Origin of the sequence: Allobosea sp. 2RAB26 (assembly GCF_052115465.1) — a bacterium.
GTDB lineage: Bacteria > Pseudomonadota > Alphaproteobacteria > Rhizobiales > Beijerinckiaceae > Allobosea.
The window spans coordinates 508,360-520,428 of sequence record NZ_JBFRGS010000006.1; the positions used below are offsets into that span (position 1 = coordinate 508,360).

The window sequence follows — 12,069 nt, forward strand, 5'->3', positions numbered from 1 at the left end:
TGCTGAGATGCTGCACGGCCAAGCCGGCGCGGTCTTCTTCCCCGCGCCGGAGTGACCCATGCGCCTTGCCCTCGCCGCAGCCCTGCTGCTGTCCTCGACCATGCTCGCCGGTGCGCAGGACGCGCCGAAGGAATTCCCCGCCAAGCTTGTCGGCCATGCGCTCCTGCCGGCCAACACCATCATCCCGGCCCCGGCCGATGCGCCGGCTGACCTCAAGGTCTCCGGCAAGTTCGTCCAGCCCGGCAAACGCGTCGAGGCCGTCGGCACCGTGATGGGTACGTCGGGCGGCCGCCCGACCGGGCTGTCCACGCCATTTGCCGGTCAGCCGGTGCAGGGCTTCTCCGGCATCCGCTCGCTCGGCAATGGCGAGTTCCTGGTGCTGACCGATAACGGCTTCGGCTCCAAGGTGAACTCGCCCGACGCGATGTTGTTCTTCCATCGTCTCAAGACCGATTTCAACGGCGGCAAGATCGAACGTCTCGCGACCACCTTCCTGCATGATCCCGACAAGAAGGTGCCGTTCCGCATCGTCCACGAGGGCACCGAGAAGCGCTATCTGACCGGCGCCGATTTCGACCCCGAATCCATCCAGCCGATCGGCGGCAAGTTCTGGATCGGTGAGGAATTCGGACCCTACCTGATCCGCGTCGACACCAACGGCAAGGTCGAGGCGGTGTTCGAGACCACGGTCAACGGCAAGCCGGCGCGCTCGCCCGACCATTACGCCGTGACGACGCCCGGCGCGCCGAACCTGCCCGTCGAGTTCAATGTACGCCGCTCCAAGGGCTATGAGGGCATGGCGGCCTCGCCGGACGGGCGCTTCCTCTACCCGCTGCTCGAAGGCCCGCTCTGGAACGCCGAGACCAAGGGCAATGAGGAAGTCGACGGCAAGGAAGTGCTGCGCATCCTCGAATTCGACGTGCAGAACGAGAAGTGGACCGGCCGCTCCTGGCTCTTCCCGCTCGAGCAGAAGGGGCTCGCCATCGGCGATTTCAACATGATCGACGCCACCACCGCCTTGATCATCGAGCGCGACAATGGCGAAGGCACTGCCGACAAGGGCTGCGCGGCCGGCCAGAAGGGCCCGGACTGCTTCCATGACCTCGCCAAGTTCAAGCGGATCGTGAAGATCGAGATGACCGACGCCAATGTCGGCAAGTCGGTGCGCAAGATCGGCTTCATCGACCTGATGAAGATCGCCGACCCGGACAAGAAGGCGAAGCAGGGTGCCATCGACGGCGTGCTGCCTTTCCCATTCTTCACCATCGAGAACGTCGATGTCGTCGACCGCGCCAATGGCATCATCGTCGTCGGCAACGACAACAACCTGCCCTTCTCCTCGTCGCGCGACCCGAAGAAGGCCGATGACAACGAACTCGTGCTGCTCTCGGTCAAGGACCTGCTCGACGCCAAGTGAGCGAGGCAGCCGGGCTTGCAACGATCAAGTCGTTGCCAAGTAAGCCTCTCGCGGTGTGCAGCACTCGCAACGTCATGGCCGGCCTCGCGCCGGCCATTCTCGTTTCGATCCGGCGAGCTTGAACAGCTCTTCCGCCAACACCACATTTTCCTTACCAAGCGCCTTCGGGCGCTAGGCATGGTGGTTTGGATGATCGTCACTAATGGAGGTGATCATGTTGACCGCGAATACGGAAGGCAAACGGCCGCAGGACTTGTGCAATCTTCTCCTCGCCGCGTGCCTGTTCATCTCTCCCTGGATCATGCGTTTTACGGGCGACATGATGGCCGCCCGCAACGCCTGGATCATCGGCATCGTGCTCGCCCTTGTGGCGGTCGCGGCGCTCTCGATGTTCAAGGAATGGGAGGAATGGGTGAACCTGGTGCTCGGCGTCTGGCTGATGGCAGCTCCCTGGGTGCTCGGCTTTACCGGCAACTTCAACGCGTTCTGGACCCACACGGTCCTCGGCGTGCTGACGGCTGCGATCTCGGCCTGGGCTGTCTGGGACTACCGGCACGAGCCGCACGCGACGGCCTGAACGGGTCGCGACACCGCGCGATCTCCTGACCCGCCGCTGCGAGGCGGCGGGTTCTTATGGTCCGACGACCCACACTACGCCTGGCCGCGCAGCGCGCCCGGCCCCGGAATGGCGCCCGCGGGACATTTCCCTGAGATGATCATCGCCAGCACCTCGTCCTGCGTCACATCGCTGGTGCGCGCAGTACCGACAACCCGGCCGTTCTTCATCACGCTGACCCGGTCGGCGAGATCGAAGACGTCATGCAGGTCATGACTGATCAGGAAGATGCCGATCCCCTGACGCTTCAGTTCAAGGATGAGATCGGCAACCTGTTTCGTCTCCGCAGGCCCGAGCGCTGCCGTCGGCTCGTCCATGATCAGAACCCGGGCGTTGAAGTAAATCGCGCGCGCGATCGCAACCGACTGGCGCTGACCGCCCGAGAGCGCTTTGACCGGCTCCTTGAAGCGCCGGAAATGCGGATTGAGCCGTCCCATCACCTTGCGCGTTTCGGATTCCATCGCGGAATCATCCAGCGTGTGCCAGGGCGTCAGCAGCTCCCGTCCGAGGAAGATATTGGCTGCGGCATCGACATTGTCGGCCAAAGCCAGGGTCTGGTAGATCGTCTCGATGCCGTAGCGCTTGGCGTCGCGCGGATTGGCAATCGCAGCCGGCTCGCCGCTGATGCGGATCTCGCCGGCATCGGCCTGGTAGGCTCCCGACAGGATCTTGATCAACGTCGATTTGCCGGCACCGTTATGACCGAGCAGGCCGACAACCTCGCCGGCCTTGAGGTCGACACTGACAGTGTCGACCGCCTTGATGCCACCGAAGGCGATCGAGATGTCGCGCATCTCGACGAGCGGTGGGGTCTCGATGTCCCGGGCCGTGGCGAGGCTCATGACGTCCCTCCTCCCTCAGCTCAGCTTGCGACGATAGAGCCCGTCGAGCCAGACGGCCACGACCAGCACCACGCCGACGACGATGTTCTGCAGCGGCGTATCGACGCCGATCAGCACCATGCCCGATTGCAACGACTGCATCACCAGCGCGCCCAGCATCGCACCCGCGATCGTGCCGACGCCACCCGCAAGCGATGTGCCGCCGATCACCGCCGCCGCAATGACATAGAGCTCGTCGAGGGCTCCGGCCGAATTCGTCGCGGCATTGAGGCGGGCCGTGGAGATGCAGGCGGATATGCCGACAAGCACCCCCATCAACCCGAAGACCAGGGTCAGCACCTTGCGGGTGTTGACGCCGGAAAGCTGCGCTGCCTCGGGATTACCGCCGATCGCGAAGACATAGCGGCCGAACCGCAGCCGCTTGGTCAGGAAGCTCATCACGATGCCGACCGCCAGCGCCAACAGCACGGGAACCGCTAGGCCATGGCCGATGGTCAGCCCGCCCTCCGGCCAGACGAGGCCTCTGGCCTCGACCAGGCGGCGCGCAACGCCGGCCGGCAGAGGATAGGCATTGGCGACCATCACGGTGCCGAGCACCGCGCCGCAGCCAAGCGCGGCAATGGCGCCTTCAGCCCAGACCGGCCGCAGGCCGAAACCGAAGCGCCGCCGCCGGCGGCGGGCAAGCACGATCCCGGCAAGGATCAAGGCGCAGATCACCAGACCGATCGCCCAGGATGCACCCGTGCCGATCGCGCCTTCGATGCCGCCCCCAAGGGGGCGGAAACGCGTGTCCATCGGCGCGATGGTCTGGCCCTGCGTCACCCACCAGGCTGCGCCACGCCAGACCAGAAGGCCACCGAGCGTGACGATGAAGGAGGGGATGGCGAGATAGGCTAGCAACGCCCCCTGGAACAGGCCGAGGACGCCGCCGAGCGCAACGGAAACCAGGATGCTGATGAACCATGTGGCGGGATGCTCGAAGCCAAGCAGCTCCGGCAGCAGTCGCGCCTGGACCAGCCCGACCACCATGCCGACGAAGCCGAGCATCGAACCGACCGAGAGGTCGATATTGCGCGTCACGATGACAAGCACCATGCCGCAGGCCATGACGGCGATCGATGCCGTCTGGACCAGCAGATTCCAGAGATTTCGCGGAGTCAGGAAGGCTCCGTCGGAAAGCCAGTTGAAGCCGAGCCAGATCACCCCAAGCGCGGCGACCATGCCGATCATGCGCGGATCGAACTCGATCTCGCGCATGTGGTCGGCCACGCTCCTTGCGCCTGGCCCCGGCACCTTCTCAGAAACCGGGGCTGGAGCGACCTCAGTCACAAGCCTTGACCTTGCCGGCTGCGACGCCCTGGCAGACAGCGGCCTTTGGAGCCCAGCCCGCCTCGATCACCACACCGAGATTGTCCTTCGTCACCGGTACGGGCTTGAGGAAGAGCGCCGTCATCGCCTGCTTGCTCGGGCCCTGGTTCCAGCTTGCCGCACCCGCGATCTCGGTCAGCTTGGCGCCGCCGGCAAGCTTGATCGCGATCTCGGCCGCATTACGCCCGAGCTCGCGTGCATCCTTCCAGATCGTCACCGTCTGCGTCCCGAGCGCGACGCGGTTCAATGCCGCGCGATCGGCATCCTGGCCGGAAACCGGTACCGAGCCGGCGAGCCCCTGCGCGGCCATTGCCGCAATGGCGCCGCCCGCCGTGCCGTCATTGGCCGCGATCACCGCGTCGACCTTGTTGGCATTGCGGGTCAGGAACTGCTCCATGTTGCGTTGGGCGTTCGCAGGGAGCCAGCCGTCGGTAAAAGCCTCGCCGACATTCTTGATCTTGCCGGAATCGATTGCCGGCTTCAGAATCTCGACGGAGCCCTGATAGAGGAAGCCCGCATTCGGATCGGAGCTCGATCCCTTGATGAAGACGAAGTTTCCTTCTGGCTTCGCCTTCTGGACCTCGCGCGCCATCATGCGACCGACCTCGACATTGTCGAAGGTCAGGTAGAAGGCCTGCGGAATCTCGATCAGCCGGTCATAGCCGACGACCGCAATGCCTTCATTGACCGCCTTCTCGACGGCGGGCCGGATGGCCTGCGCATCCTGGGCCAGGACGATCAGGGCCTTGGCACCACGGGCGATCAGGCTTTCGACATCGGTGAGTTGCTTGGCGGGAGAGGATTGGGCATCGGCCGAGAGATAGGTGCCGCCGACCTTCTCGATCGCCGCCTTGATCGCGGCCTCGTCGGTCTTCCAGCGTTCTTCCTGGAAATTCGACCAGCTGACCCCGACGACCGGGCCCTTCGTCTGGGCAAAGGCAGGCGAGAATCCGCCCGCCGCCGCCAGGGTAACACCGGCGGCAAGCATCATATGTCTGAGCATGGCAATCTCCCGCGATTCCTCTGGCCGTGCGCTCTCTTGGGGGATCGCCTGGTCAGCGTCCGGAGCGCCTCACATTCAGAGGACAGCCTATCGCGAGAAAGGCGTCAAGCCACCCGCTTGTCGGGGGAGTCGCAGAGATCGTTGAGCAGGCAGCGGCCGCATTCGGGGCGCAGCGCCTTGCAGATGTAGCGACCGTGCAGGATCAGCCAATGATGGGCATGGCGGCCGAATTCCGGCGGCACCGCCTTCTCCAATCCCATCTCGACTGCGAGCACGGTCTTGCCCGGCGCGATGCGCAGGCGATTGGCGATGCGGAAGACATGGGTGTCGACGGCGTGGGTGATCTCGCCGAAGGCGATGTTGAGCACGACATTGGCGGTCTTGCGCCCGACGCCAGGCAGGCTTTCGAGCGCGGCACGGTCGGCAGGGACCTCGCCACCGAATTCCGCAATCAGCTTCTCGCTGAGCAGGATCACATTCTTCGCCTTGGTGCGGAAGAGGCCGATCGTCCTGACAAGCTCGCGCACATTGTCCTCGCCGAGCGCCACCATCTTCTGCGGCGTGTCGGCAAGCTCGAAGAGCTTGCGCGTCGCCTTGTTGACGCCCGCATCGGTTGCCTGCGCCGACAGCACGACGGCGACCAGCAACGTGAAAGCGTTGGTCGCCTCGAGTTCGCCCTTGGGCTCGGGATTGGCGGCCTGGAAGCGCAGAAAGATCTCACGGATGCCCGCCGCGCTGCGCGGTCTCGGTGTCGTGATCTTTGCCAGGCCCTGGGCGCGGCCCGCGGGCCTGTTCCGTTCGCTCATGTGGGCGTTATAATTACGCGATGAGCATCGGCAAGCACGATCGCGATGGATATGCCGGAGAGCGGATGCAGGTGGCCTCGGAGCGGCCGGTCTTCGACGCGACCATTACTCCGCATCGCTCGCTCGGCCGGAACGGCTTTCGCATCGTGATGACGCTCGTCTGCCTCGCCAGCGTCGTCTCCTCGATTCCCTTCGTCGTGCTGGGCGCCTGGCCCGTCGCCGGCTTCTTCGGCCTCGACATCCTCGCACTCTTCATCGCCTTCAAGGTCAATTTCAACGCGGCGCGCGCCTTCGAGCGCCTCGTGGTGACCCCGCTCGAGGTGCTGCTGCGCAAGGTTTCGCATCACGGCACGGAGGCAATCTGGCGCTCCAATCCAGCCTGGACCAAACTCGAGAAGGAGCGAGACGAGGATTACGGGCTGATGGGGCTCTCGCTGGTCTCGCGTGGCCGCAGCGTATCGGTGGCTGCCGCGCTCTCTCCGCAGGAGCGGGAGGGATTTGCGGACGCACTCGGCGCCGCGCTCGCCAGCGCAAGGCGAGGGACGGATTTCAGCGCGGCGTGAAGGCCGGCAACCTGCCGCACCCAGCAACCATGGCCCCTGCGCTGGTCATCAACCCTTGAAGGAGGCGGCATGAGTGATGACGAGAGGGAGATTCGCGCGCTCATCGAGAAATGGCTCACCGCGAGCAAGGCTGGCGATGTGGCATCGGTGCTGGAGCTGATGACGGAGGATGCCATTTTCATGGTCCCGGGGCAGGCCCCGTTCGGCAAGGCGACGTTCGCCGCGATGTCCGACACCATGAGCGACCTCAAAATCGAAGGGAGCAGCACGATCGACGAGCTGAAGGTCCTCGGCGACTGGGCCTTCGTGCGCAGTCATCTCGACATGACCGCAACATCTCTCGCCACAGGCTCATCGCGGCACAGGGCCGGCTACACGCTGACCCTGTTCAAGAAGGAGCCTGACGGGCGCTGGAAGCTCGCACGGGATGCCAATCTGCTGACCGAGATGGGCTGATCCGAGTGTGGCGGAAGCGGCAGGCGATCCACTCCAGACTTGAAGGGCTGTGGCCGGGATGCGAGCCGAACAGGCCGTCAGAGTCGCGACCTAAGGGCCGTCCGAGAACGTCCGGTGGATCGTCTCGAAGCTGGCGGCGATCTCCATGAAGACATCGGTCAGCGCGGGATCGAAATGGCGCCCTCGGTCGCCGGCGATGATCTCAACCGCCTGGGCGTGCGGGAGCGCCGACTTGTAGGCCCGCTCGGTGACGAGGGCGTCATAGACATCGGCGATCGCCATCAACCGCCCCGAGAGAGGGATCTCTTCTCCCTTCAACCCTCGTGGATAGCCGCTGCCATCCCATTTCTCGTGATGGCTATGGGCAATCTCCATGGCCAGGCTGAGGAACGAGCTCACTCCGCCGAGATGCCGCTCGGCCTCGGCAATGGCCTGCCGGCCCAACTCGGCATGCGTCTTCATCACGGCGAACTCGTCCGCGTCGAGCTTGCCTGGCTTGAGCAGGATGCTGTCGGGAATGCCGACCTTGCCGATATCGTGCAGCGGCGCGGATTTGTAGATCAGATCGACCATATCCGTGTCGAGCACCTGCATGTACAAGCCCCGATCGCGCGAAGCCCTGGCGAGGGCACGAACATAATGCTGGGTGCGGCGGATGTGGTTTCCCGTCTCGCTGTCCCGGGTCTCCGCCAGCGATGCCATTGCCAGGATGACTGCCTCTTTCGCCCGCACAGCCTCTTCCTTGGCTGCCCGGAGCGAGTTGAGGAGGGCGACATTGGTCATCGCGACGGCAGCGCTGTTGGCGATGCGCTTGAGCACGATGACGCTGGCTTCGGACGGCGGCTGCTTGCTTGCCCAATAGGCTCCGATTGCAGCGACGGGGTCCTCCGGTCGAACCGGAACCATGACGAGGCTGCGTACGAATGTCGGACGATAGGCCGCGTGCGGGATACGGCTGTCGGCATAGATATCGTCGATGACGACGACTTCGCGATGCCCCATCGCCCAGCCGGAAATGCAGGATTCGAAGGGAAAGCGCTGGCCCTTCCAGAGCGGCGCGATCGCATCCTCGTCGGCATAGTAGCATTGGTCGCCTTCGCGCAGGACGAAGGTGATTCCGTCTGCCCCGACAAGCCTTCGCGCGCTGCCCCGCACGATCGCCATGATCTCGTCGAGGCCCCGCGCCATCGACAGGCTCAGGGATAGCTCCTCGAGGTCAGTCAGCGGGACGTCGTAAGGGACGTCCTTGGGCGGAGCCCGCATGTCGCTGCCGAGGTTAAGCAGATGAGGCGGCTCGCTCATGGAACAGCTCGATGATTCGCGACATGACGCTAGGGAACCAAGGCCTACCACAAGATGGAGTACACGCCTTCACGTCGTCTTCGACATATGCAGGAATGTCATTAACAAGCAGTACAATACTGCCCCGACAGGAGCGCAGGTTTCAATTGCGGACCGGTGGCTATCTCAATCTTGCGAGCCAGATCGTGTGCCCGCCGCAGTCCGGGTCCTCGGCGACATGGGACAGGACGTCGAAGCCGTTCTCGTCGAGCAGGGCCCCGTACTCCGCCGGGGCCAGGCTGCCGTGATAGAGCCGCTCGCCCTCGAAGGAGCCGATTGCCTCGCCATGCCGGGGCCCGCTGGTGAACATCAGCGCCGCGCCCGGCGCAGCATGCTCTCTGAAGATCGGGAACATCGGCCGCTGGTCTTCGGGGGTGAGATGAAAGAAACTGTCCCAGGCGATCAGCCCGTCGAAGCGGCGCTTCAGTGAAAGCTTGCGCATGTCGCCGATCTGCCAGTCATTGGCCGGGAAGCGTTGCCTGCAGAGATCGATCAGAGGGGCCGAGGCATCGATGCCGGTCACGCGATAGTCACTCTCGATGAAATAGCGCGCAATCGGCTCCGCGGCGCCGCAGCCGATATCGAGAATCGATGCCCCGGCCGGAAGGAGCTGCAGTAAGCGATCAAGCCAGGCCTTTTCGACAAGCATCCTCGATCGTAGCTCGTCGAAGGCCCGGGCATGGCGCTGGTAGAGGCCGATGATGTCCTGGTCGGGACGGGACATGGTGGCAGACGGCTCGAATCGCGTGGCAAGGCCGCAGAGCTTGCCAGCTTTCGGGTGGAGGCGGCATCCTCCCGGCCCTAGATTCCCGGTCATGATCCATGACACGAGGCTCACGACCATGAACGCTCAGGTCCCGATGAAAACGGCAATGACACCCACCCGCTTCTCCAATGCCGTGCTCGCCCGCGCCGCGCAGGCCATGCCGGCGGAGGCGGATTTTCCCGCCGCTGCGCCCGGGTCCGACTACGATACCGTCCGGCGCATCCTGGCCTACATCACGGAGAACTGGCGCGAGCAGCCGACGATCGAGGCGATCGCGGACGCTGCCGGCGCGACCCCGACCGACGTGCACCATCTCTTCCGGCGCTGGTGCGGGCTGACCCCCAAAGCCTTTCTGCAGGCGATCACGCTCGACCATGCCAAGGGCCTGCTCGGATCATCGGCCAGCGTGCTCGACACGGCGCTGGAGGTTGGGCTCTCCGGCCCCGGCCGACTGCATGACCTCTTCGTCACGCATGAGGCGATGTCGCCCGGCGAGTGGAAGAGCGGCGGCGAGGGCCTGCGCCTCTCCTACGGCTTCCATGAATCCCCCTTCGGCGAAGCACTGATCGTCGTGACGGAACGCGGGCTCGCGGGGCTCGGCTGGGTCTCGACCAGCGTCGATGGCGGCAAGGTCGTTGGCGGCCGGGCGGAGGCCCTAGCCGACATGATGCGGCGCTGGCCGCATGCCGATTATCGCTTCGACCCCGCCTCGACCCGGCCCTATGCAGGCCGGATCTTCGACCCGAAGGCCTGGGCCGCCGAGACGCCATTGCGCGTCGTGCTGATCGGCACCGATTTCGAGGTGCGCGTCTGGGAGACCCTGTTGAAGATCCCGGTCGGCAGGGCGACGACCTATGGCGATGTCGCCTGCCATCTCGGTCGGCCAACGGCGGCGCGGGCGGTCGGCATGGCGGTCGGCAAGAACCCGATCTCCTTCGTCGTGCCCTGCCATCGCGTCATCGGAAAGTCCGGGGCCCTGACCGGCTATCACTGGGGCCTGACGCGCAAGCGCGCCATCCTCGGCTGGGAGGCAGGGCAGACCGGCGGGGTGACGGCCTGAGAGGCAGTTCCCTTACGCCTTCAGATACATGTCCCAGCAGGGCGCCAGCGCGACCAGCCGGCGCCCTTTCAGGGCCTCTGAGAAATGCGCGGCGATGGTTTCGCGCGCCGTCGTCAGTGGGCATTTCGGAACCAGGACGGCATCGACCTGTTTCAGGCTTTCCAGCGTTGGCGGATCGATCTCCGGCGTGGTCCGGCCGGGATCGACACCGATCGGCACGCCTCGCGGCGGCCTGCGGTCGAGCAGCTGGTTGAACGGATCGGTGAAATCGAGCGTGAAGAGGCTGTCGAGCCGGCGCCCATTGGCCGCTTCCCAGGCGCGAATCGCAGTGATGCCCTGCTGCACTTCGAGCAGCCAGGTCGCCTGATAGTCGATCTCCGAATAGAGGATGTAGGAGGGCAGCTCGCCGCGCTCGGCAAGATCGCGATAGCCCGCCTGCTGCGCCGCGTAATGTGCGAGCATGATCACCGCTCGTTCGGCGATGTCGGGCTTGACGCTGACCCGACCGAGCGGGCCGAGATCGGGCACGGCAAGCGCCTTGTAGTTCACCGCACCAAGGACCGCGCGCGCGCTGCGCTCGACGAAGATCAAGGCCGACGGCAGGGCAACCACCAGGGCCAGCACCGTCACGATCCTGCCGAGCCGGTCGGTGCGACCGCTCCATTCCGCCAGGATCACCAGAAGGACGGGCCAGAGCCCGATGAATTCGAGCGAGCCCGTGTTTTGGGTCTCGAACAGGGTCAGCGCCAGCAGAACCGCGGCGAACCATCCCAACGGCGAGGCCAGGAGCCCGTGCAATCGGGCCCGGGAAAGCTTGCCGCCCTCCAGCCAGGCAGCATAGGCCAGCGCGACAAGCAGCAGCAGGCTCGGCCCGACGACATTGAACTTCACCGAAGCGACGGTGAGAAAGCGCGGCAGCAAGGCGCCGGTGTTCAGGCCGAGCAGGGTCAGGATGTCATCGACATAGGCGCGCACGATGCCGGTCACGAAATCGAGCGGCGCGAGCACGGCAATGACCAGCGCTGCGGCGACGGACGCGTCGCGCAGGCGCATCCGTCCGGACAGAACCGCATAGCCGACGAGGAACGTCCCCGACACCGCTCCCGTGACCTTGACCAGGAAGAGGGTGAGCATCAGCAGGACGACAAGCCCCACTTGCAGGCGGCGCGCCTCGACGAAGAGGAGTGTCGACACGAGCAGGTAAAGCAGGAGGCTGATATGGCGGTTATAGTGCCCGAAGCCATCGAAGCCTGGCATCGGATACAGGCTGTGCAGGTTGATCGGCAGCGACGCGAACAACAGGAAAGGGAGCAGCAGGGCCAGAGCCTGGCCACGCGAGCGCTGCCCGACATGGGCAGCAATCAGCGCCATCATTGGCAAGGCGACCGGCAAGATGCCCCAGTTCGCCAGCAGCATCGGCTGCGCCTGCGGAAACAGGGCGTGGAGCCAGGTCACAAGATAGTAGCCGAGAGGGCCGACAGGAGCGAAAAAGTCGATATTGGGCAATTGCCCAACCTCGATGCGTTGCGCAGCATCGAGATAGATGTTCGTGTCCCAGTAGTTGGGCCCCAGCGGCAGGCGCAGGGGCAGCATCAGGCCAATGACAACCGCTGCTGCGAACGCGACCAGCCAGATCATCGGTGCTCCAGCGAGCCGACTTAACATCTGCACGACGCCAAGCGCGGAGCCGGGCCTTCTGCCCTCTCTCATGTCCCCAACCGTCATGCCCAGATCCTTGGCCTCACAGCCAACATGACAGAGAAACCTTACTCGTATCCTGCACAAGCCAAGGCCAATGCACTCTGCGGTCGAGTGAAGGGGCCCGCGCCCG

The 12,069-nt window shown here is 64.8% G+C and carries 12 protein-coding genes; 5 read left to right on the forward strand and 7 right to left on the reverse strand.

Annotated elements, in window-relative coordinates:
• Positions 1-58: 58 nt before the first annotated feature.
• Together AB4118_RS14945 and AB4118_RS14950 are read left to right on the forward strand one after the other, a co-directional pair.
• Entirely contained in the window at positions 59-1,417 is a 1,359-nt protein-coding gene (locus tag AB4118_RS14945) for an esterase-like activity of phytase family protein (RefSeq protein ID WP_441490452.1), read from the forward strand.
• A 214-nt stretch (positions 1,418-1,631) separates the two neighbouring features.
• The gene (locus AB4118_RS14950) at positions 1,632-1,994 is read left to right on the forward strand and encodes an SPW repeat protein (protein WP_441490453.1); all 363 of its coding nucleotides are present in this window, start codon (positions 1,632-1,634) and stop codon (positions 1,992-1,994) included.
• A gap of 74 nt (positions 1,995-2,068) precedes the next feature.
• Here the strand turns inward: AB4118_RS14950 and AB4118_RS14955 are convergent, their stop codons facing one another.
• The 4 genes from AB4118_RS14955 to nth form a co-directional block, all read right to left on the reverse strand.
• On the reverse strand, positions 2,069-2,875 hold the full coding sequence (locus AB4118_RS14955; RefSeq protein ID WP_441490454.1) for an ATP-binding cassette domain-containing protein: 807 nt from the start codon (positions 2,873-2,875) through the stop codon (positions 2,069-2,071).
• 15 nt (positions 2,876-2,890) lie between these two features.
• Entirely contained in the window at positions 2,891-4,132 is a 1,242-nt protein-coding gene (locus tag AB4118_RS14960; protein ID WP_441490504.1) for a sugar ABC transporter permease, read from the reverse strand.
• Between the two features lie 64 nt (positions 4,133-4,196).
• On the reverse strand, positions 4,197-5,246 hold the full coding sequence (gene xylF / locus AB4118_RS14965; RefSeq protein WP_441490455.1) for a D-xylose ABC transporter substrate-binding protein: 1,050 nt from the start codon (positions 5,244-5,246) through the stop codon (positions 4,197-4,199).
• Positions 5,247-5,350: 104 nt separating this feature from the next.
• A complete protein-coding gene (gene nth, locus AB4118_RS14970) occupies positions 5,351-6,052 on the reverse strand; it encodes an endonuclease III (RefSeq protein ID WP_441490456.1) in 702 nt (233 codons plus the stop codon).
• Between the two features lie 20 nt (positions 6,053-6,072).
• Here nth and AB4118_RS14975 point away from each other — a divergent pair, with 20 nt between their 5' ends.
• Positions 6,073-6,615 carry a DUF2244 domain-containing protein gene (locus AB4118_RS14975; protein WP_441490457.1) on the forward strand — a complete coding sequence of 181 codons (543 nt, stop codon included), beginning with the start codon at positions 6,073-6,075 and terminating at the stop codon, positions 6,613-6,615.
• Positions 6,616-6,684: 69 nt separating this feature from the next.
• Positions 6,685-7,071: a YybH family protein gene (locus AB4118_RS14980; protein WP_441490458.1), complete on the forward strand. Its 387-nt coding sequence runs from the start codon at positions 6,685-6,687 to the stop codon at positions 7,069-7,071.
• 90 nt (positions 7,072-7,161) lie between these two features.
• Here the strand turns inward: AB4118_RS14980 and AB4118_RS14985 are convergent, their stop codons facing one another.
• Positions 7,162-8,373, reverse strand: a complete 1,212-nt coding sequence (locus AB4118_RS14985) for an HD-GYP domain-containing protein (RefSeq protein WP_441490459.1) — start codon at positions 8,371-8,373, stop codon at positions 7,162-7,164.
• A gap of 160 nt (positions 8,374-8,533) precedes the next feature.
• The gene (locus AB4118_RS14990; protein ID WP_441490460.1) at positions 8,534-9,136 is read right to left on the reverse strand and encodes a class I SAM-dependent DNA methyltransferase; all 603 of its coding nucleotides are present in this window, start codon (positions 9,134-9,136) and stop codon (positions 8,534-8,536) included.
• A 199-nt stretch (positions 9,137-9,335) separates the two neighbouring features.
• Here AB4118_RS14990 and AB4118_RS14995 point away from each other — a divergent pair, with 199 nt between their 5' ends.
• Positions 9,336-10,238, forward strand: a complete 903-nt coding sequence (locus AB4118_RS14995; protein WP_441490505.1) for a methylated-DNA--[protein]-cysteine S-methyltransferase — start codon at positions 9,336-9,338, stop codon at positions 10,236-10,238.
• Positions 10,239-10,250: 12 nt separating this feature from the next.
• Here AB4118_RS14995 and AB4118_RS15000 read toward each other — a convergent pair whose 3' ends face one another.
• Positions 10,251-11,876 (reverse strand): hypothetical protein, encoded by a 1,626-nt coding sequence (locus AB4118_RS15000; protein ID WP_441490461.1) that lies wholly within the window; start codon positions 11,874-11,876, stop codon positions 10,251-10,253.
• Positions 11,877-12,069 lie beyond the last annotated feature (193 nt).

Excerpts from the sequence above, each read along its gene's own strand:
- AB4118_RS14975 (WP_441490457.1), top strand. The coding sequence starts at position 6,073 with ATGAGCATCGGCAAGCACGATCGCGATGGATATGCCGGAGAGCGGATG.
- xylF (WP_441490455.1), bottom strand. The coding sequence starts at position 5,246 with ATGCTCAGACATATGATGCTTGCCGCCGGTGTTACCCTGGCGGCGGCG.
- AB4118_RS14960 (WP_441490504.1), bottom strand. The coding sequence starts at position 4,132 with ATGCGCGAGATCGAGTTCGATCCGCGCATGATCGGCATGGTCGCCGCG.
- AB4118_RS15000 (WP_441490461.1), bottom strand. The coding sequence starts at position 11,876 with ATGATCTGGCTGGTCGCGTTCGCAGCAGCGGTTGTCATTGGCCTGATG.
- AB4118_RS14995 (WP_441490505.1), top strand. The coding sequence starts at position 9,336 with ATGCCGGCGGAGGCGGATTTTCCCGCCGCTGCGCCCGGGTCCGACTAC.
- AB4118_RS14980 (WP_441490458.1), top strand. The coding sequence starts at position 6,685 with ATGAGTGATGACGAGAGGGAGATTCGCGCGCTCATCGAGAAATGGCTC.
- AB4118_RS14945 (WP_441490452.1), top strand. The coding sequence starts at position 59 with ATGCGCCTTGCCCTCGCCGCAGCCCTGCTGCTGTCCTCGACCATGCTC.
- AB4118_RS14985 (WP_441490459.1), bottom strand. The coding sequence starts at position 8,373 with ATGAGCGAGCCGCCTCATCTGCTTAACCTCGGCAGCGACATGCGGGCT.
- nth (WP_441490456.1), bottom strand. The coding sequence starts at position 6,052 with ATGAGCGAACGGAACAGGCCCGCGGGCCGCGCCCAGGGCCTGGCAAAG.
- AB4118_RS14950 (WP_441490453.1), top strand. The coding sequence starts at position 1,632 with ATGTTGACCGCGAATACGGAAGGCAAACGGCCGCAGGACTTGTGCAAT.
- AB4118_RS14990 (WP_441490460.1), bottom strand. The coding sequence starts at position 9,136 with ATGTCCCGTCCCGACCAGGACATCATCGGCCTCTACCAGCGCCATGCC.
- AB4118_RS14955 (WP_441490454.1), bottom strand. The coding sequence starts at position 2,875 with ATGAGCCTCGCCACGGCCCGGGACATCGAGACCCCACCGCTCGTCGAG.